At 71.5% G+C, this 20,569-nt stretch carries 13 protein-coding genes and 1 tRNA gene; 3 read left to right on the top strand and 11 right to left on the bottom strand.

Features of this window, described 5'->3' with window-relative positions; all coding sequences use genetic code 11:
* Positions 1-10 precede the first annotated feature (10 nt).
* Entirely contained in the window at positions 11-820 is an 810-nt protein-coding gene (locus tag AC3EUJ_RS26160; protein ID WP_431965420.1) for a DNA-formamidopyrimidine glycosylase family protein, read from the top strand.
* A 655-nt stretch (positions 821-1,475) separates the two neighbouring features.
* Positions 1,476-1,655: an SDR family oxidoreductase gene (locus AC3EUJ_RS26155; protein ID WP_431965418.1), complete on the top strand. Its 180-nt coding sequence runs from the start codon at positions 1,476-1,478 to the stop codon at positions 1,653-1,655.
* A 530-nt stretch (positions 1,656-2,185) separates the two neighbouring features.
* Here AC3EUJ_RS26155 and AC3EUJ_RS26150 read toward each other — a convergent pair.
* The 9 genes from AC3EUJ_RS26150 to AC3EUJ_RS26110 all read right to left on the bottom strand — a co-directional run bounded on the left by AC3EUJ_RS26150 (position 2,186) and on the right by AC3EUJ_RS26110 (position 16,355).
* Positions 2,186-2,656, bottom strand: coding sequence for a Dps family protein (locus AC3EUJ_RS26150; protein ID WP_431965416.1), 471 nt, complete (start codon positions 2,654-2,656; stop codon positions 2,186-2,188).
* Positions 2,657-2,816: 160 nt separating this feature from the next.
* Complete coding sequence (locus AC3EUJ_RS26145; protein WP_089228334.1) at positions 2,817-3,200, bottom strand: helix-turn-helix domain-containing protein; 384 nt, start codon at positions 3,198-3,200, stop codon at positions 2,817-2,819.
* A 94-nt stretch (positions 3,201-3,294) separates the two neighbouring features.
* Positions 3,295-3,837: a CinA family protein gene (locus tag AC3EUJ_RS26140; RefSeq protein ID WP_431965414.1), complete on the bottom strand. Its 543-nt coding sequence runs from the start codon at positions 3,835-3,837 to the stop codon at positions 3,295-3,297.
* Complete coding sequence (gene pgsA, locus AC3EUJ_RS26135; RefSeq protein WP_431965412.1) at positions 3,834-4,571, bottom strand: CDP-diacylglycerol--glycerol-3-phosphate 3-phosphatidyltransferase; 738 nt, start codon at positions 4,569-4,571, stop codon at positions 3,834-3,836. The genes AC3EUJ_RS26140 and pgsA overlap by 4 nt, the downstream gene beginning before the upstream one ends.
* Positions 4,568-6,052, bottom strand: a complete 1,485-nt coding sequence (gene rimO, locus AC3EUJ_RS26130; RefSeq protein ID WP_431965410.1) for a 30S ribosomal protein S12 methylthiotransferase RimO — start codon at positions 6,050-6,052, stop codon at positions 4,568-4,570. The genes pgsA and rimO overlap by 4 nt, the downstream gene beginning before the upstream one ends.
* A 114-nt stretch (positions 6,053-6,166) precedes the next feature.
* The gene (locus AC3EUJ_RS26125) at positions 6,167-6,967 is read right to left on the bottom strand and encodes a helix-turn-helix domain-containing protein (protein WP_431965408.1); all 801 of its coding nucleotides are present in this window, start codon (positions 6,965-6,967) and stop codon (positions 6,167-6,169) included.
* A gap of 220 nt (positions 6,968-7,187) precedes the next feature.
* Entirely contained in the window at positions 7,188-9,824 is a 2,637-nt protein-coding gene (locus tag AC3EUJ_RS26120) for a DNA translocase FtsK (protein ID WP_431965406.1), read from the bottom strand.
* A 114-nt stretch (positions 9,825-9,938) separates the two neighbouring features.
* Entirely contained in the window at positions 9,939-10,619 is a 681-nt protein-coding gene (locus AC3EUJ_RS26115; protein WP_431965404.1) for a response regulator, read from the bottom strand.
* A gap of 258 nt (positions 10,620-10,877) precedes the next feature.
* On the bottom strand, positions 10,878-16,355 hold the full coding sequence (locus AC3EUJ_RS26110; RefSeq protein WP_431965402.1) for a HAMP domain-containing protein: 5,478 nt from the start codon (positions 16,353-16,355) through the stop codon (positions 10,878-10,880).
* A gap of 284 nt (positions 16,356-16,639) precedes the next feature.
* Between AC3EUJ_RS26110 and AC3EUJ_RS26105 the strand changes: the two genes are divergently transcribed.
* Positions 16,640-19,243, top strand: a complete 2,604-nt coding sequence (locus tag AC3EUJ_RS26105) for a SpoIIE family protein phosphatase (protein ID WP_431965400.1) — start codon at positions 16,640-16,642, stop codon at positions 19,241-19,243.
* Positions 19,244-19,315: 72 nt separating this feature from the next.
* Here AC3EUJ_RS26105 and AC3EUJ_RS26100 read toward each other — a convergent pair.
* Both AC3EUJ_RS26100 and AC3EUJ_RS26095 read right to left on the bottom strand, forming a co-directional pair.
* A tRNA-Thr gene (locus AC3EUJ_RS26100) sits at positions 19,316-19,388 on the bottom strand.
* Between the two features lie 83 nt (positions 19,389-19,471).
* Positions 19,472-20,446: a DegT/DnrJ/EryC1/StrS family aminotransferase gene (locus AC3EUJ_RS26095; protein WP_431965398.1), complete on the bottom strand. Its 975-nt coding sequence runs from the start codon at positions 20,444-20,446 to the stop codon at positions 19,472-19,474.
* Between the last annotated feature and the right edge of the window lie 123 nt (positions 20,447-20,569).

Below are 20,569 nucleotides of genomic sequence, written 5' to 3'. Positions count from 1 at the left end.
AGGGGGATCGGTGCCCGAGGGCGACACGATCTGGCTGGCCGCGCACCGGCTGCACTGGGCACTGGCGGGGCACGAGCTGCTCCGCACGGACCTGCGCGTGCCGCGGCTGGCGACGGCCGATCTGTCGGGACGTCACGTGGAGGAGGTCGTGGCCCGCGGCAAGCACCTGCTGATCCGGGTCGAGGGCGGGCTGACCCTCCACTCGCACCTGCGCATGGACGGTTCCTGGCAGTTGTACGCGCCCGGTGAGCGCTGGCGGGGCGGCCCGGAACACCAGGTCCGGGCGGTCCTGGCCAATGCCGAGCGGGTCGCGGTCGGCTACCGGCTGCCCGTGCTGGAGCTGCTGCGCACCGCCGAGGAGGACCGGGCCGTCGGCCACCTCGGCCCCGATCTGCTGGGCCCGGACTGGGATCCGGCCGAGGCGGTGCGCCGGCTGACCGCCGACCCGGCCCGCCCGGTCGGAGACGCGCTGCTGGACCAGCGCAATCTCGCGGGCATCGGCAACGTCTACAAGTGCGAGCTGTGCTTCCTGCGCGGCATCACGCCCTGGATGCCGGTCGGCGAGGTCCCCGAGCCCGAACAGGTCGTCGCACTCGCCAGGAGGCTGCTGCAGGCCAACAAGACCCGGCACGGCCACATCACCACGGGCGACACCCGGCGCGGCCGGACGCACTGGGTCTACCGCCGCGACCGGCACGGCTGCCTGCGCTGCGGGACGGCGATCCGCGTCGCCGAGCTGGGTCCGCCCGGCCAGACCCGCGCGACGTACTGGTGCCCGCGCTGCCAGCGCGGCCCCGCGCCCGCGGCACGCTCACACTGATTGACGGCCTGTCAGATCCGGTCGTGCGGTCGCCGCATGGCCGTACCGGCGTACGACCTCACCGGGCGCACCGCCCTGGTCGCGGGTGCCGCCAGTGGCATCGGCCGGGCCTCGGCGCTGCTGCTCGCCCGGGCCGGGGCCACCGTCTTCTGCGCGGACGTGGGCGAGCCGCGCCCGGCACACCGCCGAGCCGGAGGTGCAGGCCGGCGGCGTCGCGCGGGCGCGCGCCGTGGACGTCACGACGCGCGCAGGCGGCCGAGGCCGTCGCGGGCGCCGTGGCCGCCCACGGACGGCTGGTCGTCCCGGCCGCCATCGCGGGCGTCATGCGCTCCGGCACCCTCCTGGACACCGACGCTGCGCCCGCGAGGCGGCCCGCCCGATGACCGGGCACGGTACGGGCAGCGTCGTCACCAGGTCACCATGGCCTCCGGCGCCATCGACACCGGCGCCCGCGGGCCGCTCTGCCACTGCGCCTCCAACGCCGCCGTCGTCCAGCCGACCCGGACCTCGCCGCGCGGCTGCGGCCCTACGGGGTACGGGCCAACGCCGTGGCACCCGGCTTCGGCCCGCCGTGGCACCCGGCTTCGGCCCGCCGTGGTGCCCGGCTTCGGCCGCACCCGATGACCAGCCCTACGGCACGGGCCCCGACGGCCTCTTGGACGAACGGTCCCAGGCCCGTGCCGAGGAGGCGCTGGCGCGCGCCGCGCCCCTGGGCCGTGTGGGCGACCCGCAGGACGTGGCGCACACCGTGCTCTTCCCGGCCTCCGACGCCTCAGCCTTCACGACCGGCCAGATCCTGCGCCCCAACAGGGGCGTCGTCATGCCCTGGCAGTGACTGATTTCGCGGTCCCGGGACTCTTCCCGGCAGCCCTCCCGGTGCCGGTTCCCCAACCTCACGGACACCCGCCCGAGCTGCGGATGACGATCCCCGTGACCACCTCGCCGAGTGCAGGGGGACGATGCTGAGCCCCCAGCCACCGGCGACGACCAGGCCCTCGAAGGAGCCTGCCTGCGCGGGCTGGACGATGAGCCTCAGCAGGGCCCACCACCACACCACACCCGCGACGAAAGCGATCGCCCAGCGGACCGGCCGCCGGGCCCACAGCTCGTGAAACAGGCGGAGAGCATGCATGGCCGCCTCCTTCGGAGCCCCGAGGTTGCGGCGGGAATCACCAAGGACCCAGTCCCGGGCTTTCCCCGTACACAGGTGCGATCCCCTGCGGACAAGATCGCTAGACCTCTGCCGCCCCGCCCCTCACAACGTTCACCCGAAAGGAGTACATGCACGGCTACTACCTGCGACATTCCCCGTCCGAAGACAACCCAGGGCGACCGGCCCGGGGCGCCGCCTGGCGCCCCGCCGGCCTACACGTTCTCGGCCTGGAACATCCAGTGGTGCTTCTCGAGCTCGGCCGCGAGGCCGATCAGGATGTCCTGGCTCACCGGATCGGGCTTCTCCGTCGCCCTGATCCCCTCACGCACCCGCCTGATCACGGCGTCCAGCGCCGTGACCATGATCGCGACCACCTTCTCGTCCTTGATCCACCCGTCCGGCACCTCGTCGATGCTGCTGCTCTTGGACACCGTCCCCGCGCGCCCGTCCGGCGTCACCCCGATCGCGGCCGCCCGCTCCGCGACGGTGTCGGCGTAGGTCCGCGCCGTGGTCACCACGTCGTCGAGCTGGAGGTGGACCGACCGGAAGCGCGTCCCGATCACGTTCCAGTGCACCTGCTTGGCGACGAGCGACAGATCGATGAGGTCGCTGAGGGTGTGCTGCAGGGCCTCACCCACGATGCTGCGGTCGGCCTCGGGCAGCGTGCTCTTCACGACGGTCATGCTGCTCCTCCTCGCGAATTGCCTGGCATCGCAGGACCGCCTCCACGACGGTCCGCCTCATGGGCGCCTTCCCCGGAGCAGCGGACCAAACGCGGACGCGCCGTGGCCCCGGCCGGTTGTCCACCGGCCGGGACCACGGTTCGGAACTGCTTGGTGTCGCTCAGGCCGCGACGACGTCCACGGCCTCGGTGGGCGCCTTCGGCGCCTTGATGGTGACTCGCTCGTCCGGACCGGACGGTACGGACGGAACCGCGCCCAGCAGCGGCCGCATAGGCGCGGCTGCCGACTCGACAGCAGCCGACTCGGCGAGCTCGGCAAGCGCCAGATCGTCGCTGACCTCCCGCATCACCTCGGACATCGGGACGTCCAAGGCGTCACAGATCGCGGAGAGCAGTTCGGAGGAAGCCTCCTTCTGCCCTCGTTCGACCTCCGACAGATAGCCCAGGGAGACCCGGGCGGATGAGGAGACCTCACGCAGGGTGCGGCCCTGACGCTGGCGCTGCCGACGCAGCACGTCACCGAGCAGGCGACGGAGCAGAATCATCGGTGGCTCCCTCCTCGGACCGCGAATTCGCAACCTTCTTGCCCCACCGTACCGCCTCCGACACCGGCCGTGCGGGGAGCGATGACGTGTTCACTCAGGGCTGCAAACATCCCTTCCCCCCGCTGTCTTCCCTACCCTTCGCCGTCGGGGATTCGCCGGGTGTTCCCCCGCCCGTCGGAAGCGTCTGCTGCAAGAGGGTCAGAACGGCGTTCACGGTGGTGGTACGGATCGCGGCACGGTCGCCGTTCAACTGCAGTCTCTCGCACCACGAGCCGGTCGGCCCGGCGACCGCCACGTAGACCGTCCCGACCGGCTGCCCGTCCTGCGGGTCGGGCCCGGCGACACCGGTGGTGGACAGCCCCCAGTCGGCGCGCAGGACGCGCCGCACGCCCTCCGCCATCCCCCGTGCGACGTCGGGGTCGACGGCCCCGCGTTCGGCCAGCAGGGCGCCGTCCACGCCCAGCACGTCCCGCTTCAGTTCGGTGGCGTACGCGGTGACCGAGCCGCGGAAGGACGCGGACGCGCCCGGCACCGAGGTCAGCTCGGCGGCGACGAGGCCGCCGGTCAGCGACTCGGCGACGGCGAGCGACTCCCGCCGCGCCTCCAGCAGCCCCAGAACCTCGGCGGCGACGTTCACGCGCCCTGTCCCTGCTCCTCCGGGAACTCCACCGGAGCGTCCTCCGCGATCTCGGCCTCCGGCTCGTCCGCCCCCTCGCGCGCCCGGCGCGCGGCGGCCGAGTGCCGCGCGGCCAGCCCGGCCCGGCGCATGACGACCGCCTGACGCACGTAGTCCAGGCCCGTCACGACGGTCAGTACCACCGCGGCGCCCATCAGGACCGCCCGCAGCGTCGCCAGCGGCCCGGTGAGGATCAGGATGTACATGCCGACGGCGACGCCCTGGGTGAGCGTCTTCAGCTTGCCGCCGCGGCTGGCCGGGATCACTCCCCAGCGGATCACCCAGAACCGCATCAGCGTGATGCCCAGCTCACGGAAGAGGATCAGCGCGGTGACCCACCAGGGCAGGTCCCCGAGGGCGGAGAGCCCGATCAGGGCCGCGCCCATGATCGCCTTGTCGGCGATCGGGTCGGCGATCTTGCCGAAGTCGGTGACCAGCCCGTAGCGCCGGGCCAGCTCGCCGTCGAACAGATCGGTGATCATCGCGATGGCGAACGCCGCCCACGCGAAGGAGCGCCACGCCGGGTCGTGCCCGTCGCCGTGCACGAGCAGCACGACGAAGCCTGGCACCAGCAGCAGCCTCACCATCGTCAGGACGTTGGCGATGTTCCACAGCGAAGGCCGCCGGGCCGCGGCCACCGGGGCTGCGGCTGCGGGCCGGTGGTTGCCGGCGGCGGACGCCGGGACTCCTGTCATCCGCGGGCCTCCTCCGTCGTGCCAAGCGGCTCCGCGACGAGGTCGACGCCTTCGGTGTCCACCACCTTCGCCGCGACGAACGTTCCGGGCACCAGGCCCGCGTGGGAGGTCAGGACGACCTGGCCGTCGGTCTCCGGCGCCTGGTGGGCACCGCGGCCGACCGCGCCCTCCTCCTCGTCGACGGACTCGACCAGCACGTGCACCGTCGAGCCCAGCCGCTCCTCGGCACGCTGTGCGGTCAGCTCCTCGGCCAGCCGCGACACGCGGGCCAGCCGCTCGGCGACGACGTCCTCGTCGAGCTTGTCCTCGTAGCCGGCCGCCTCGGTGCCCTCCTCGTCGGAGTAGCCGAAGACGCCGATGGCGTCGAGCCGGGCGGCGCCCAGGAAGCGCTCCAGTTCCTCCAGGTCCGCCTCCGACTCGCCCGGGAAGCCGACGATGAAGTTGGAGCGGACCCCGGCCTCGGGCGCCTTGGAGCGGATGGTGTCCAGCAGGCCCCAGAAGCGCTCGGTGTCGCCGAAGCGGCGCATCGCGCGCAGCACCCCGGGGGCGGAGTGCTGGAAGGACAGGTCGAAGTAGGGCGCGACCTTCGGCGTCGAGGTGAGCACGTCGATCAGGCCCGGGCGCATCTCGGCGGGCTGCAGGTAGCTGACCCGGATCCGCTCGATGCCGTCGACGGCGGCCAGCTCCGGCAGCAGCGTCTCCAGCAGCCGGATGTCACCGAGGTCCTTGCCGTACGAGGTGTTGTTCTCGCTGACCAGCATGACCTCCTTGACGCCCTGCTCGGCCAGCCAGCGCGTCTCGCCGAGCACGTCCGAGGGGCGGCGGGAGATGAAGGAGCCCCGGAAGGACGGGATGGCGCAGAAGGAGCAGCGGCGGTCACAGCCGGAGGCCAGCTTCACCGAGGCGACCGGGCTGTTGTCCAGACGGCGGCGGAGCGGGGCGCGCGGCCCGGAGGCCGGTGCGAGCCCCTCGGGCAGGTCCTGCGGGGCGGGGGCCGGCTCCGCGGCGGCCTGCGCGTGGCCGGGCAGCGCGACCTGGCTCGCGGCCTGCCGGGCGGCCGGGCTGATCGGGAGCAGCTTGCGGCGGTCACGCGGGGTGTGCGAGGCGTGGACGCCGCCGGAGAGGATCGTCCGCAGGCGGTCGGAGATGTTCGCGTAGTCGTCGAAGCCGAGCACGCCGTCGGCCTCGGGCAGGGCCTCGGCCAGCTCCTTGCCGTAGCGTTCGGCCATGCAGCCGACCGCGACCACGGCCTGGGTACGGCCGTGGCCCTTGAGGTCGTTGGCCTCCAGCAGGGCGTCGACGGAGTCCTTCTTGGCGGCCTCGACGAAGCCGCAGGTGTTCACGACGGCCACGTCGGCGGCGGCGGCGTCCTCGACGAGCTGCCACCCGTCCGCCGCCAGCCGGCCGGCGAGCTCCTCGGAATCCACCTCGTTACGGGCGCAGCCGAGCGTGACAAGAGCGACGGTACGGGGTTCGGACATAGGCTCAGCCTACTTTGTCCCTGGCCGGGCTCCGACGCGCAGCGGCGCCCGGCGCCGGGACGGGTGTCCCGCGCCGGGCGCCGCGGTGTCCGTGCGCGCCCGTGGAAGCGGGCGTCACCCCGCTTCCGGGTCGCCGGGGGTGAAGGTGAGGCGCTGGACCTGACCGGGGTCACCCGCCGGGCCGAGGTCCTTGCCGTTGACGAAGAGATGGACCGCGCCCGCGTTGCCGATGATGAGGTTGATCTTGCTCTTGTCGGTGAAGGTCTTGGAGGCGCCCGACTCCAGGCTCCCCTGGTAGAGCTGTCGCCCGTTGCTGTCCACCGCCTGGATCCAGCTCTTGCCGTTCTGGGCGGTGAGTTTGACCGTGACCTTGTCCGCCGGCGCGGCGGCGATCGCGCTGTCGGAAGCCTCGGGCCCCGGCGCGGTGCTCGTGGGGTTGCCGGAGGGCTTCGCTTCCGGGCTCGCCGCGCTCGGCTTGCCGGCCACCGGCTCCTTGCCGCCGTCCTCACCACCGTTGAAGAGGGTGAAGCCGACGAAACCGACGACGGCGACGATCGCCGCGACCATGGCGGCGGTCCAGTTGGGGCGGCGAGGCTCGGACCGCATCCGCTCCGCTTCGTACAGCGGCGCCACGGGGGTCGGGGCGGGCGCACTGCCGTGCTCCGCCGAGAACTGCTCGATCAGGGCCTCGGGATCGAGGCCGACGGCGCGCGCGAGCGCCCTGATGTGGCCGCGGGCGTACACATCGCCGCCACAGCGGGAGAAATCGTCCTGCTCGATCGCGTGCACGATGGGCGGGCGCACACGCGTTGTGGTACTGACCTCGTCGACGGTCAGACCCGCTGCGACGCGGGCCTGGGCGAGGGCGCGACCGACCGAGAGCCGGTCGTCGGGGGGCGGGTTGCCGATGGACACGGGGGCGCCTTTCGAGCGTGTAGCCACCTGCTGGGGACTCAGTCTAGGGGGGTGTGCAAAAGGACGGGCAAGCGGGCGGGCGTTGTTTGTCCGCCATCAGGATTGCCGTCTTTCGCGGCGCCGATGACAGTCGGCCATACGCCTTCCCCCTGCACTAACTTGACGTACGGGCGGGAGCAACGGTTGCGTCCAGCCCACTTACGAGTGAGCCACGGAATGGCTACGAACCGGCCTCGCCGCGGAGCAGGGCGAGCACTCCGTCCATCTCGTCCGGCTTGACCAGTACGTCACGGGCCTTCGACCCCTCGCTGGGCCCGACGATCCCGCGCGATTCCATCAGGTCCATGAGCCTGCCCGCTTTCGCGAAGCCGACACGCAGTTTCCGCTGGAGCATCGAAGTCGACCCGAATTGAGTGGAGACGACCAGTTCCGCCGCCTGGCACAACAGGTCCAGATCGTCGCCGATCTCTTCGTCGATCTCCTTCTTCGGCCCCGAGCCGACGACCACGTCGTCTCGGTACCTGGGGGTCAACTGCGCCTTGCAGTGGGCGACGACGGCGTGGATCTCCTCCTCGGTGACGAAGGCGCCCTGCATGCGGACCGGCTTGTTCGCGCCCATCGGCAGGAACAGCCCGTCACCCTTTCCGATCAGCTTCTCGGCGCCCGCCTGGTCGAGGATGACCCGGCTGTCGGCGAGCGAGGAGGTCGCGAAGGCCAGCCTGGAGGGCACGTTGGCCTTGATGAGACCCGTGACGACGTCGACGCTGGGCCGCTGGGTGGCCAGCACGAGGTGGATGCCCGCGGCCCGGGCGAGCTGGGTGATGCGGACGATCGCGTCCTCCACGTCCCGTGGCGCGACCATCATCAGGTCGGCCAGCTCGTCCACGATCACCAGCAGGTAGGGGTAGGGCGCGAGCTCACGCTCGCTGCCCTCCGGCGGCTTCACCTTGCCGCCCCGCACGGCCGCGTTGAAGTCGTCGATGTGCCGGAAGCCGTAGGCGGCCAGGTCGTCGTAGCGCAGGTCCATCTCGCGCACGACCCACTGCAATGCCTCGGCGGCCCGCTTGGGGTTGGTGATGATCGGGGTGATGAGGTGCGGGACGCCTTCGTACGCGGTCAGCTCGACGCGCTTGGGGTCGACCAGCACCATCCGCACCTCGTCGGGCGTGGCGCGCGCCAGGACCGAGGTGATCAGGCAGTTGATGCAGGAGGACTTGCCGGACCCGGTGGCGCCCGCGACGAGGATGTGCGGCATGCGCGCGAGGTTGGCCATGACGTAGCCGCCCTCGACGTCCTTGCCAAGGCCCACCGTCATCGGGTGCTCCTCGCCGGCGGCTTCCGCCGAGCGCAGCACGTCGCCGAGGTTGACCATCTCCCGGTCGCTGTTGGGGATCTCGATGCCGACCGCCGACTTGCCGGGAATCGGGCTGATGATCCGCACGTCCGGACTCGCCACGGCGTACGCGATGTTCTTGGCGAGCGCCGTGATCCGCTCCACCTTGACGGCCTGGCCGAGTTCCACCTCGTAGCGGGTCACCGTCGGGCCGCGGGTGAACCCGGTGACCCGTGCGTCGACCTTGAACTGCGAGAAGACACTCGTCAGCGACTCGACCACGGCGTCGTTGGCGGCGCTGCGGGTACGTCCCGGACCGCCGCGCTCCAGCAGGTCCAGGGACGGCAGGCCGTAGGTGATGTCGCCGGACAGCTGGAGCTGCTCGGCGCGCGGCGGCAGCGGCTGGCCCTGCTCGGGCGCCGCGGCCTTGGTGAGGTCGGGCACGGACCGGCCGGCGGGGTCCTCGGTCTCACCGCTGTCCCCGGTGTCCCGGGTCTGCGGCAGGGAGTGGCTGACGAGGTCCGCGACGACGGAGGAACCGGGCACACCGTAGGCGAGGGCGCCGTCGAGGTCGGCGGCCACGCCGTAGGCGAGGCCGACCGCGTCCAGGCCGTCGCTGGGCGTGAGATCGGGCAGCTCCGGCCGCTCCTGGCGGCGCCGGGAGCGGCGGCGCGGCCTCTCCCCGCCGTCCTGCGGGGCGGTCTCCTCCTCCAGCAGGTCGCTGAAGGGCACGGCGTCGTCCTCGGCCCCGGCGGTGTCCTGCTCCTCCACCAGGCCCAGCCGGATGCCGAGTTCGCGCAGCCGCCGGGGAATGGCGTTGACCGGGGTCGCGGTGGTGACCAGCAGCCCGAAGAAGGTCAGCAGCGCCAGCAGCGCCACCGCCAGTGGCGCGCCGACGGTGTAGTCGAGCGGCGCGGACGCCGCCCAGCCGATCAGACCGCCCGCGTCGCGGATCGCGTCGGCGCCCTGCCCGCGTCCTGGGGAACCGCAGCCGATGTGCACCAGGCCCAGCACGCCGACGGTGAGGGTGGTCAGGCCGATGACGATGCGCCCGTTGGCGTCGGACTTCTGCGGGTGGCGCATCAGCCGCCAGACGACGGCACCGACGAGGAACGGCACGAGCAGGTCCAGCCGCCCGAACAGACCCGTGACCAGTATCTCGACCAGATCGCCCACCGGGCCGCGCAGATCCGACCAGGTACCGGTGGCGACGACCAGCGCGAGGCCGAGCAGCAGCAGCGCCAGGCCGTCCTTGCGGTGCGCCGGGTCGAGCCCGCGCGCGCCGCGCCCGACGCCGCGGAAGAGGGCGCCCACGGTGTGCGCCAGTCCGAGCCACACCGCTCGCGCGAGCCGGTACACGCCCCCGGTCGGGGACGGCGCGGGTTTGGCGGCCGCCGCCTTGGCAGGCGGCTTCTTGGCCGCCGCCTTCTTCGCGGGGGCCTTCTTCGCCGCGGGCTTGGCCGCGGGTTTGGCCGCAGGTTTGGCGGCAGCCTTCTTGGCGGTGCCCGACGTACGTGAGGCCATGATGGTGAGGTTACCGTTCCGCCCCGTGCACGACACGCGTGGCCACGCATACCGCCATTCGTGTCGTGCCCCTGATGCGCCAGGGATGACACTGCATCAACCGGCGCACGCGCCTCACTCTTGCGGGGGAATCTTCTTGTCGCCGCCGCCCGTGCCCGGTTCCAGCGCGTCCAGCGCGCGGCGCAGTCCGGTCAGCTTGCGCTCCAGGTGGGCGGCCGTGGCCACCGCCGCCGCGTCGGCCGACTCGTCGAGCTGCTTGGACAGCGCCTCCGCCTGCTCCTCCACCGCGGCGAGCCGTGCGGAGAGCTCGGCGAGCAGCCCCACGGGCTCCTTGGCGCCGTTGCCGCCCTGCCGCGCGCCCTGTTCCAGCTGCAGCCGGAGCAGCGCGGCCTGCTCGCGCAACTGGCAGTTCTTCATGTAGAGCTCGACGAAGACCGAGACCTTGGCGCGCAGCACCCACGGGTCGAAGGGCTTGGAGATGTAGTCCACCGCGCCGGCCGCGTAGCCGCGGAAGGTGTGGTGCGGCCCGTGGTTGATGGCGGTCAGGAAGATGATCGGGATGTCGCGGGTGCGTTCGCGCCGCTTGATGTGCGCAGCGGTCTCGAAACCGTCCATGCCCGGCATCTGGACGTCGAGCAGGATCACCGCGAAGTCGTCGGTGAGCAGCGCCTTGAGTGCTTCCTCCCCGGACGATGCCCGCACCAGGGTCTGATCGAGCGCGGAGAGGATGGCCTCCAGCGCCAGCAGATTCTCCGGCCGGTCATCGACCAGGAGGATCTTGGCCTTCTGCACCATGGCCCGCCCTCCTCGCCCCGGCACTGCACCGGTCGCCGCCCCCATGGACGACTCCTGAGTGCCGCCCGTCCTTGTGCCGGTCATGGTAGCCGCACCCCGCTGTCCGCCACACCCTGTCACCGCCATGTCACTGTGCACGAAGCGGAAACGCAGGCGGGGACCAGAAGGTTCCCAGAATCCCGCACTCCCACACCTCTTCACACACGCCGAGTCAGGGACGTTCACCGTCCGTTGCCCGATCGGTCACCCAACGTGCTGTCACCTGGACTGCATCCACTGCTCCATCACCGCGAGGAGGTGGTCGGTGTCCACCGGTTTGGCGACGTAGTCGGACGCCCCGGACTCGATGCTCTTCTCCCGGTCGCCCTTCATCGCCTTCGCCGTCAGCGCGATGATCGGCAGCCCCGCGAACTGGGGCATCCTGCGGATCGCGGCCGTCGTCGCGTAACCGTCCATCTCGGGCATCATGATGTCCATCAGGACGACCGCGACGTCGTCGTGCTGCTCCAGGACCTCGATCCCCTCCCGGCCGTTCTCGGCGTACAGGACGGTCAGTCCGTGCTGCTCCAGCACGCTGGTGAGAGCGAAGACGTTGCGGATGTCGTCGTCGACGATGAGCACCTTCTCGCCGCTGAAGCCGCCCGAGAAGCCGGTGTAGGCGTCGCTGTGCGCGCCCTCCACCCACGACTCGGGCAGTGCGGCGCGCTCCATCGCCCCGGCGGCCGTGGCGGGCCGCGGTGCCGCGGAACGCCGGCGCAGCCGGGCCAGGCTGCTGCCCGCGCCCCGGCCGCGGACCGCCACGTGGCCGTGGGCCGGGGCGTGCAGCGGCTCGGCCGGCGCTCCCTCGAGTTCCCCGGCCTCGCCGCCGGGGAGCTGCGGGTAGCCCTGGGGCGGCAGTTCGGTGGTGTTGAGCGGCAGGTAGAGGGTGAAGGTCGAGCCGCGGCCGGGCTGGCTGTCGGCGTGGATCTCCCCGCCGAGCAGCCGCGCGATCTCCCGGCTGATGGACAGGCCCAGCCCCGTACCACCGTACTTGCGGCTGGTGGTGCCGTCCGCCTGCTTGAACGCCTCGAAGATGACCCGCATCTTGCTCGCCGCGATGCCGATGCCCGTGTCGGTCACGGAGAAGGCGATCAGCGGCTCGTCCGCGCCCCGCAGCGAGCCGGACTCCAGCAACTGCTCCCGGATCGCCTGCGGCACGTCGGGACCGGCCGGGCGGATGACGAGCTCGACCGAGCCGCTGTCGGTGAACTTCACCGCGTTCGACAGCAGGTTGCGCAGCACCTGCAGCAGCCGCTGCTCGTCGGTGTGGAGCGTGGCGGGCAGCTCCGGGGAGACCCGTACGGAGAAGTCCAGGCCCTTCTCCGCGGTGAGCGGGCGGAAGGTGGCCTCCACGTAGTCGACCAGCTGGACCAGGGCGATGCGGGTCGGGCTGACGTCCATCTTGCCGGCCTCGACCTTGGACAGGTCCAGGATGTCGTTGATGAGCTGCAGCAGATCGGAACCGGCGCCGTGGATCGTCTCGGCGAACTCGACCTGCTTCGGGGAGAGGTTGCCCTCGGCGTTGTCCGCGAGCAGCTTGGCCAGGATGAGCAGCGAGTTGAGCGGGGTGCGCAGCTCGTGCGACATGTTGGCCAGGAACTCGGACTTGTAGCGCATGGAGACGGCCAGCTGCTCGGCGCGCTCCTCCAGGACCTGCCGGGCCTCCTCGATCTCGGTGTTCTTCACCTCGATGTCCCGGTTCTGACGGGCCAGCAGCTCCGCCTTCTCCTCCAGCTCGGTGTTGGACATCTCCAGCTGCTTCTGCCGGTTCTCCAGCTCCGCCGAGCGCTCCCGCAGCTGCTCGGTCAGCTCCTGCGACTGCTCCAGCAGGTACTCGGTCTTGGTGTTCACGCTGATGGTGTTCACGCTGACCGCGATCATGTCGGTGATCTGGCCGAGGAAGTCCTTCTGGATCTGCGTGAGCGGCTGGAAGGAGGCCAGCTCGATCACGCCGAGCACCCGGTCCTCGAACACCACCGGCAGCACGATGACGTGGGCGGGCGGCGCCTCCCCGAGACCGGAGGAGATCCGCAGGTAGCCCGGCGGCACGTCCTCCACCAGGATCGAGCGCTTCTCGACCGCGGCCGTGCCGATCAGCCCCTCGCCGGGCAGGAACACCGTCGGCATCGTCCGCTTGGAGAAGCCGTACGAGCCGCTCAGCCGCAGCTCGTAGCCCTCCTCGGTCTCCTCCCCGCCGGCCGGCTCCTCCGCGATGAAGAAGGCGCCGTGCTGGGCGGAGACCACCGGGGTCAGCTCGCTCATGATGAGCGCCGCCACGTCGTTGAGGTCGCGGCGGCCCTGCATCAGACCGGAGATGCGGGCGAGGTTGCCCTTGAGCCAGTCCTGCTCCTTGTTGGCGAGCGTGGTCTCGCGGAGCCGGACGATCATGGTGTTGATGTAGTCCTGGAGCTCCAGGATCTCGCCGGCCGCGTCCACGTCCGTGCGGATGTTGAGGTCGCCGCGGGTCACCGCCGTGGCCACCTGGGCGATGTTGCGCACCTGACGGGTCAGGTTGTTCGCCATCAGGTTCACCGACTCGGTGAGGTCCTTCCAGATGCCGGACACGCCCGGCACACGGGCCTGGCCGCCCAGGCGGCCCTCGGTGCCCACCTCACGGGCCACCCGGGTCACCTGGTCACCGAAGGCCGACAGCTGGTCGACCATCGTGTTGATGGTCGTCTTCAGCTCCAGGATCTCGCCGTGCGCGTCGACGTCGATCTTCTTGGACAGGTCGCCGCGGGCGACGGCCGTGGTGACCATGGCGATGTTGCGGACCTGGCCGGTCAGATTGGAGGCCATGTTGTTCACCGACTCGGTGAGGTCCTTCCACGAGCCGGACACGCCCGGCACGCGCGCCTGGCCGCCGAGGATGCCGTCGGTGCCCACCTCGCGGGCCACCCGGGTCACCTCGTCACCGAAGGCGGACAGGGTGTCGACCATGGTGTTGATGGTCTCGGCGAGCTGGGCGACCTCGCCGCGCGCCTCGACGGTGATCTTCTTGGTGAGGTCGCCGTTGGCGACGGCGGTGGCGACGGAGGAGATCGAACGCACCTGACCGGTCAGGTTGTTGGCCATCAGGTTGACGTTGTCGGTGAGGTCCTTCCAGATGCCGGAGACGTCCCGCACCCGCGCCTGGCCGCCCAGCTGGCCCTCGGTGCCCACCTCACGGGCCACCCGGGTCACCTCGTCGGCGAACGCGGACAGCTGGTCGACCATCGTGTTGACGGTGGTGACCAGGGCGAGGATCTCGCCCTTGGCGTCGACGGTGATCTTCTTGGACAGGTCGCCCTGGGCGACCGCGGTGGTGACCTCGGCGATGTTGCGGACCTGCATCGTCAGGTTGTTCGCCATGAAGTTGACGGACTGCGTCAGGTCCTTCCAGGTACCCGACACACCCTTCACCTCGGCCTGGCCGCCCAGGATGCCCTCGGTGCCCACCTCGCGGGCCACCCGGGTCACCTGCTCGGCAAAGGAGGAGAGCTGGTCGACCATCGTGTTCAGGACGTTCTTCAGCTCCAGGATCTCGCCGCGCGCGTCGACGTCGATCTTCTGGGAGAGGTCACCGCGGGCCACCGCGGTCGCCACCTGGGCGATGTTGCGGACCTGCGCGGTCAGGTTGCCCGCCATGCCGTTCACGGAGTCGGTGAGGTCACGCCACACGCCGGCGACGCCCGGCACCTGCGCCTGGCCGCCGAGCCGGCCCTCGGTGCCCACCTCGCGGGCCACCCGGGTCACCTGCTCGGCGAAGGAGGAGAGCTGGTCGACCATCGTGTTGATGGTGTTCTTCAGCTCCAGGATCTCGCCGCGCGCGTCGACATCGACCTTCTGGGAGAGGTCACCGCGGGCCACCGCCGTCGTCACCTGCGCGATCTGGCGGACCTGCGAGGTGAGGTTGCCCGCCATGAAGTTGACGGAGTCCGTCAGCTCCTTCCACACGCCGCTCACGCCGTCGACACGGGCCTGACCGCCGAGCCGGCCCTCCGTACCCACGTCCCGGGCCATGCGCGTGACCTGCCCGGCGAACGAGGACAGCTGGTCCACCATGCGGTTGACGGTGTTCTTCAGCTCCAGCATCTCGCCGGAGACGTCCACCGTGACCTTCTGCGACAGGTCACCGTTGGCGACCGCCGTCGTCACCTGCGCGATGTTGCGGACCTGGCCGGTCAGGTTGCGGAACGCGGTGTTCACCGAATCCGTCAGGTCCTTCCACAGACCCGCCGCACCCGGCACCTGCGCCTGGCCGCCCAGCTCACCCTCGACGCCGACCTCGCGCGCCACCCGGGTCACCTCGGCACCGAAGGCCGACAGCTGGTCGACCATCGTGTTGACGGTGTTCTTCAGCTCCAGCATCTCGCCGGAGACGTCCACCGTGACCTTCTGCGACAGGTCGCCGTTGGCGACCGCCGTCGTCACCTGCGCGATGTCCCGCACCTGGCCGGTCAGGTTGCGGAACGCGGTGTTCACCGAGTCGGTGAGGTCCTTCCAGATGCCCGCCGCACCCGGCACCTGCGCCTGGCCGCCGAGCCGGCCCTCCGCGCCGACCTCGCCCGCGACACGGGTCACCTCGTCGGCGAAGGTGCGCAGCGTCTCGGTCATCGCGTTGACCGTCTCGGCGAGCTGGGCGACCTCGCCGCGCGCGCCGATGGTGATCTTCTGCGACAGGTCGCCGTTGGCGACCGCCGTGGTCACCTGGGCGATGTCGCGCACCTGGGCCGTCAGGTTGCCGGCCATCAAATTGACGGAGTCCGTGAGGTCCTTCCACACGCCGTCGACACCGGCCACCTTGGCCTGGCCGCCCAGTTGTCCCTCGGTGCCCACCTCGCGCGCGACGCGGGTCACCTCGGCGGCGAAGGAGGAGAGCTGGTCCACCATCGTGTTGACGGTGTTCTTCAGCTCCAGCATCTCGCCGGCCACGTGCACGGTGACCTTGCGCGACAGGTCACCCTTGGCGACCGCCGTCGTGACGAGGGCGATGTCGCGCACCTGGGCCGTCAGACGGGACGCCATGGTGTTGACCGAGTCCGTGAGGTCCTTCCACGAACCGGACATGCCGCGCACCCGCGCCTGACCGCCGAGCTTGCCCTCGGTGCCGACCTCGCTCGCCACCCGGGTCACCTCGTCGGTGAACGTGGAGAGCTGGTCGACCAGCCCGTTGACGGTGCGGCCCACCTTGAGGAACTCACCCCGCAGCGGATGCCCGGAACCGTCGGCGCCCTGCGAGCGCAGGTCCATCCGCTGGTCCAGGTCGCCCTCCGCGACCGCCGACAGCACCCGGCCGACCTCGGACATGGGGCGCACGAGGTCGTCCACGAGCGCGTTGGAGGCGTCGATGGCCGCCGCCCAGGCGCCCTCGCACACCCCCGTCTCCAGGCGTTCGGCGAGCTTGCCCTCGCGGCCCACGACCCGCCGCACCCGCGCCAGCTCACCGGTGAGGTGCTGGTTGCGGTCGGCGACCTCGTTGAACACCGCGGAGATCTCCGCCATGACCCCGTCACCGGTGACCGTGAGCCGCTTGCGGAAGTTGCCGTCCCGCATCGACTCCAGCGCCGACAGCAGCCTGTTCAGCGCCGCCGAATCGACCTCCACGGTCCCCGTACCGGGTCCGCTCCTACGCGACCGCGCGTTCTTCACCCGTGCGGAACCGCCCCGCTTCGCCGCGGATGCCGCGCCGCCTCGCGCCGATGCGCCAGACTCCACCGTGTCCCTCCCGGAGGGTCGACCGACCTGCAGGTGCCTCGTTCAGGCATGACCAGTGTTTCACCATGCCCGGGCCCGGCCATAACAGTTCGGCAGCATCGCATATGACCGGCGTCATGATCGGGACAGGAACACCCCCAACCGGCACACACACGGTCGCCGGGGGTAAGTAACCTGGCATGCGGTTGCCCACCTTGGGCCGGGCGTACACCTCGAAGTGGGGGCCGGTGGTGACAGTACAGCGGACGGCAAACGGTGACGTCCCCGGACAAACAAGGAGATCTGTGATCACGGCGCGGGCAGCGGCCACCTTCGAACCCGTGGGACGCTCGGTCGCCACCGCACGCGCGTTCGTCCGCGACACCCTCCAGGGCTGGGGCTTTTCCGAGGTGGTCGACGACGCCGTCGTGCTCACCAGTGAACTCGTCACCAATGCCGTGGTCCACGCCGGCACCGCCGCGGATGTCCAGTGCCTGCGCTACGAGTCCGCCGTGCGCATCGAGGTCGCCGACCGCTACCCAGAACGTGATCTGCCGCTCCACGACGCCAAGAAGCAGATCCACCCGGACCACGAGGGCGGCCGCGGCCTGCTGCTGTGCTCGGCGCTGGCCAGCCGCTGGGGCGTGGAGTACACCGCCGCCAACAAGCACGTCTGGTTCCGCCTCGACCTCCCCCAGCGCCCCGCGGGCACCCGCTCCGCGGGCCCGGCCCTGCCCGTCCAGGCGCTGCCGCTGGCCGACGAACGGGTCCGCGTCGCCGTCGTCCAGGTCGACCGCGCCGGCATCATCATCCGCTGGAACCAGGACGCCGCCGAGCTCTTCGGCCACCTCGGCGAGCAGGTCACCGGCAAGCCGCTCGGCGACTTCGCCGCCTGGCCGCAGACCCCGGGCACCGGCCACGGCATCGCCGAGGCGCTCAGGCTGTCCCGCTGGGAGGGCAGCTACGGCATCCGCGGCGCCGACGGCCGCACCCTCCCCGTCTACGGCACGCACCTGCGGGTCCGCGACTCCTCCGGCGAGCCGTCCACCGTGTGCCTGCTGGTGCGCGAGGACGAGCGCGCCGTCCTGCAGAACCCGGGCCGCGGCATGATCACCGTCGAGGGCGGGGGCGAGCGCGGCAAGGTCGTGGACCCCTTCGAGTCCTTCATCGGCTCCCCCGCCCCCGACGACCTCGACGGCCTGCTGCAGCGCACCGTGGAGCGGGCCCGCGACATGCTCGACGGCGACGCGGCATACCTGCTCCTCGCCACCGACGACGAGACCGAGCTGGAGGTGCGCGCCTCCACCGGCCTCCCCTCCGCCCGGCAGCGCTTCGCGCGGGTCCCCGTCGAGGCCGGCACCGGCCGGTACGGCAGTGCCCGCATGCCCGCCGTCCACGAGGACCTCACGGCGGTGCCCGGTGCCGTCCCGCTGCTCGCCGGCACCGGCATGCGCTCGATCGTCACCGTCCCCCTCAAGGTCGAGGGCCGCCTCACCGGCTCGCTCGGCGTCGCCGCGGAGAGCCCCGGCCGATACACCAACGAGGAGGCGCTGCGGCTGCAGTTCGCCGCCGACCGCATCGCGCTGGCCGTGGAGAGCGCCCGCCTCACCGAGCTCGAGCGGCTGCGCCGCGGCTCGCTGTCCTTCCTGGTGGAGGCCTCCGACCTGCTGGCGGGCACCCTGGAACGCGACCAGACGCTCGCCCTGATGGCCCAGATGACCGTGCCCACCCTGGCCAGCTGGTGCGCCGTCTACACCATCGCCGACCAGGCCTCGGAGCCCGAACTCGCCTTCGTCCTGCACGAGGACGAGGACCGCATCGACGGCATCAAGGCGCTGCTGTCCCGCGTCGCCCCGCCCGATCCCGACCCCACCCCCGGCGCCCGGGTGTGGACCGCCCCCGCCGACGCGGCGCACTCCACCGCTCTGCGCGCCTCCCTGCGCAGCCTGGGCCTCGGCGAGGCGGCCCGGCCCGGCACGGCCCTGGCGACCGCCGCCGCCGTCGGCGGCGAGACGGTCGTTTTGCCCCTCGTGGCCCGCAACCGCGTCATCGGCATGCTCACCCTCGGCAGGTCCGCCGATGAACGCTTCCGCCAGGAGATCCTGGAACTCGCCGAGGACCTGTCGCGCCGGGCCGCGCTCGCCCTCGACAACGCCCGCCTCTACAGCGAGCGCACGGCCATCAGCCAGTCCCTCCAGCGCAGCCTGCTGCCACCCGGCCTGCCGGCGATCCCCGGTGTCGAGGTCGAGGTCGTCTACCGCGCCGCCGGCGAAGGCAACGAGGTCGGCGGCGACTTCTACGACGTGTTCCCCATCCGCGACGGCTGCTGGGGCTTCGCCATCGGCGACGTGTGCGGCACGGGCCCCGAGGCCGCCGCCGTGACGGGTCTCGCCCGGCACGCGCTGCGCCTGCTCGCCCGCGAGGGCTTCAGCGGCCCCTCCGTCCTGGAACGGCTCAACGCGGCCATCCTGGACGAAGGAGCCCGCAGCCGCTTCCTCACCCTTCTCTACGGCGAGATGTGGCCGCAGAGCGACGGCAGCGCCGTCCTGAAGGTCGTCTGCGCCGGCCACCCGCTGCCGCTGCGGCTGCGGCAGAGCGGCGTCGTGGAACCCGCCGCGGAACCCCAGCCCCTCCTCGGCGTCATCGAGGACCTGGAACTCGTCGAGCAGACCGTCACCCTCGACCCCGGCGACGTCCTGCTCTGCGTCACCGACGGCGTCACCGAACGCCGCGAGGGCACTCGCATGCTGGGCGACGACGGCCTCGCCGACGTCCTGGCCACCTGTACAGGCCTCACCGCGGGCGCGGTCGCGGCCCGCATCCAGCGGGCCGTCGAGCGCTTCGCCTCCGACGCGCCCTCCGACGACATGGCCATCCTCGCGATGCGCGTCCCGGAACTGACCGCCTGAGCGCCGCAATCCACGGAATGGGTGGACAAACGGGAAAGGCCCCCGCCGGACGGCGGGGGCCTTTCTCATCAGAGCCCCAATACGGAATCGAACCGTAGACCTTCTCCTTACCATGGAGACGCTCTGCCGACTGAGCTATTGGGGCGCGTCGACGTGAAGGATCCTAGCTCATGCAGGGCCTGGTTCGGAAATCCGCTCGAGGCACGTACCGGCCCGCGCCGCACCGGCTCAGAGCAGGCCGCCGAGCGTGTTGCACGCCACGGCCATCCGCTCCAACTCCTTCTCCCTCAGGCCCGGGTGAACGGGCAGCGACAGCGTCTCGCCGACCGCCTTCTCCGTCCTGGGCAGATACGAGCTCGACCGGTACTCGGGCAGCCGGTGCACGGGCGTCGGGATGCTCACGTGCGCGCGTACCCCGCGCGCGGCCAGGGCCATCGCGAACGCGTCCCGGTCCGGCCTGCCGTTGCCCGGTATCCGCACCGTGTAGCGGTGGTAGACGTGGTGCGCGCCGGGCTCTACGTACGGCACGAGGACACCGGTCAGGGCAGAGTCCAGGTAACGGCAGTTGGCCCGCTGCCGGGCGACGGCACCGGCGCGCTTCGCCAGCGCTCCGCGTCCCACGGCGGCCTTGCCGTCGGTCATCCGGGCCTTGGCGTGGGCGGTGTCACGAAGCCGCTTGACGGCACCGGCCAGTTCGGGGTGCTCCGTGGTCACCACGGCCCCCTCCTCGACGGCGAACACGCTCAGCACGCCGTATGTGCCGACCCGGCGGCCCGCCAGCGTCGCCGCCTGGGCCTGGGTGGCGTCCTCGATGATCGCCAGGCCGTGCCGGGCGGCGATGCCGGTGATCTGGTCGACGGCCGCGGGGTGCCCGAAGAGGTGCACCGGCAGGATCGCGACCGTGAGCGGCGTGATCGCGGCCGCCACGGCCTCCGGGTCGAGGCAGAACGTCAGCGGGTCGATGTCCGCGAAGACCGGCACCGCACCGGCCCGCCGCACGGCGGCCGCGGTCTCCACCGGCGCGAACGACGGCAGGATCACTTCCTCGCCGGCGCCTATGCCGAGCGACAGCAGCGCCAGATGCAACGCGGAGGTCGCGGAGTCCAGGGCGACGGCATGACGCCCGTCCACCGCTGACGAGAACTCGTCCTCCAGCGCGGCTACTTCAGCACCCTGAACCAGGAACTGCTGCATCAGGCTCACCTCCACTTGCCCGTTGCGGCAAGGATCACCGCGGAGGGTGATGCGTTGCTGATCTGAACATGAACAGCGGGTGTGGATACGCCAAAGAGCCGTGCCCCCGGACTGGGTCCGGGGGCACGGCTT

This window comes from Actinacidiphila sp. bgisy160, from assembly GCF_057707815.1.
This window is presented reverse-complemented; position numbering and strand designations above follow the sequence as displayed.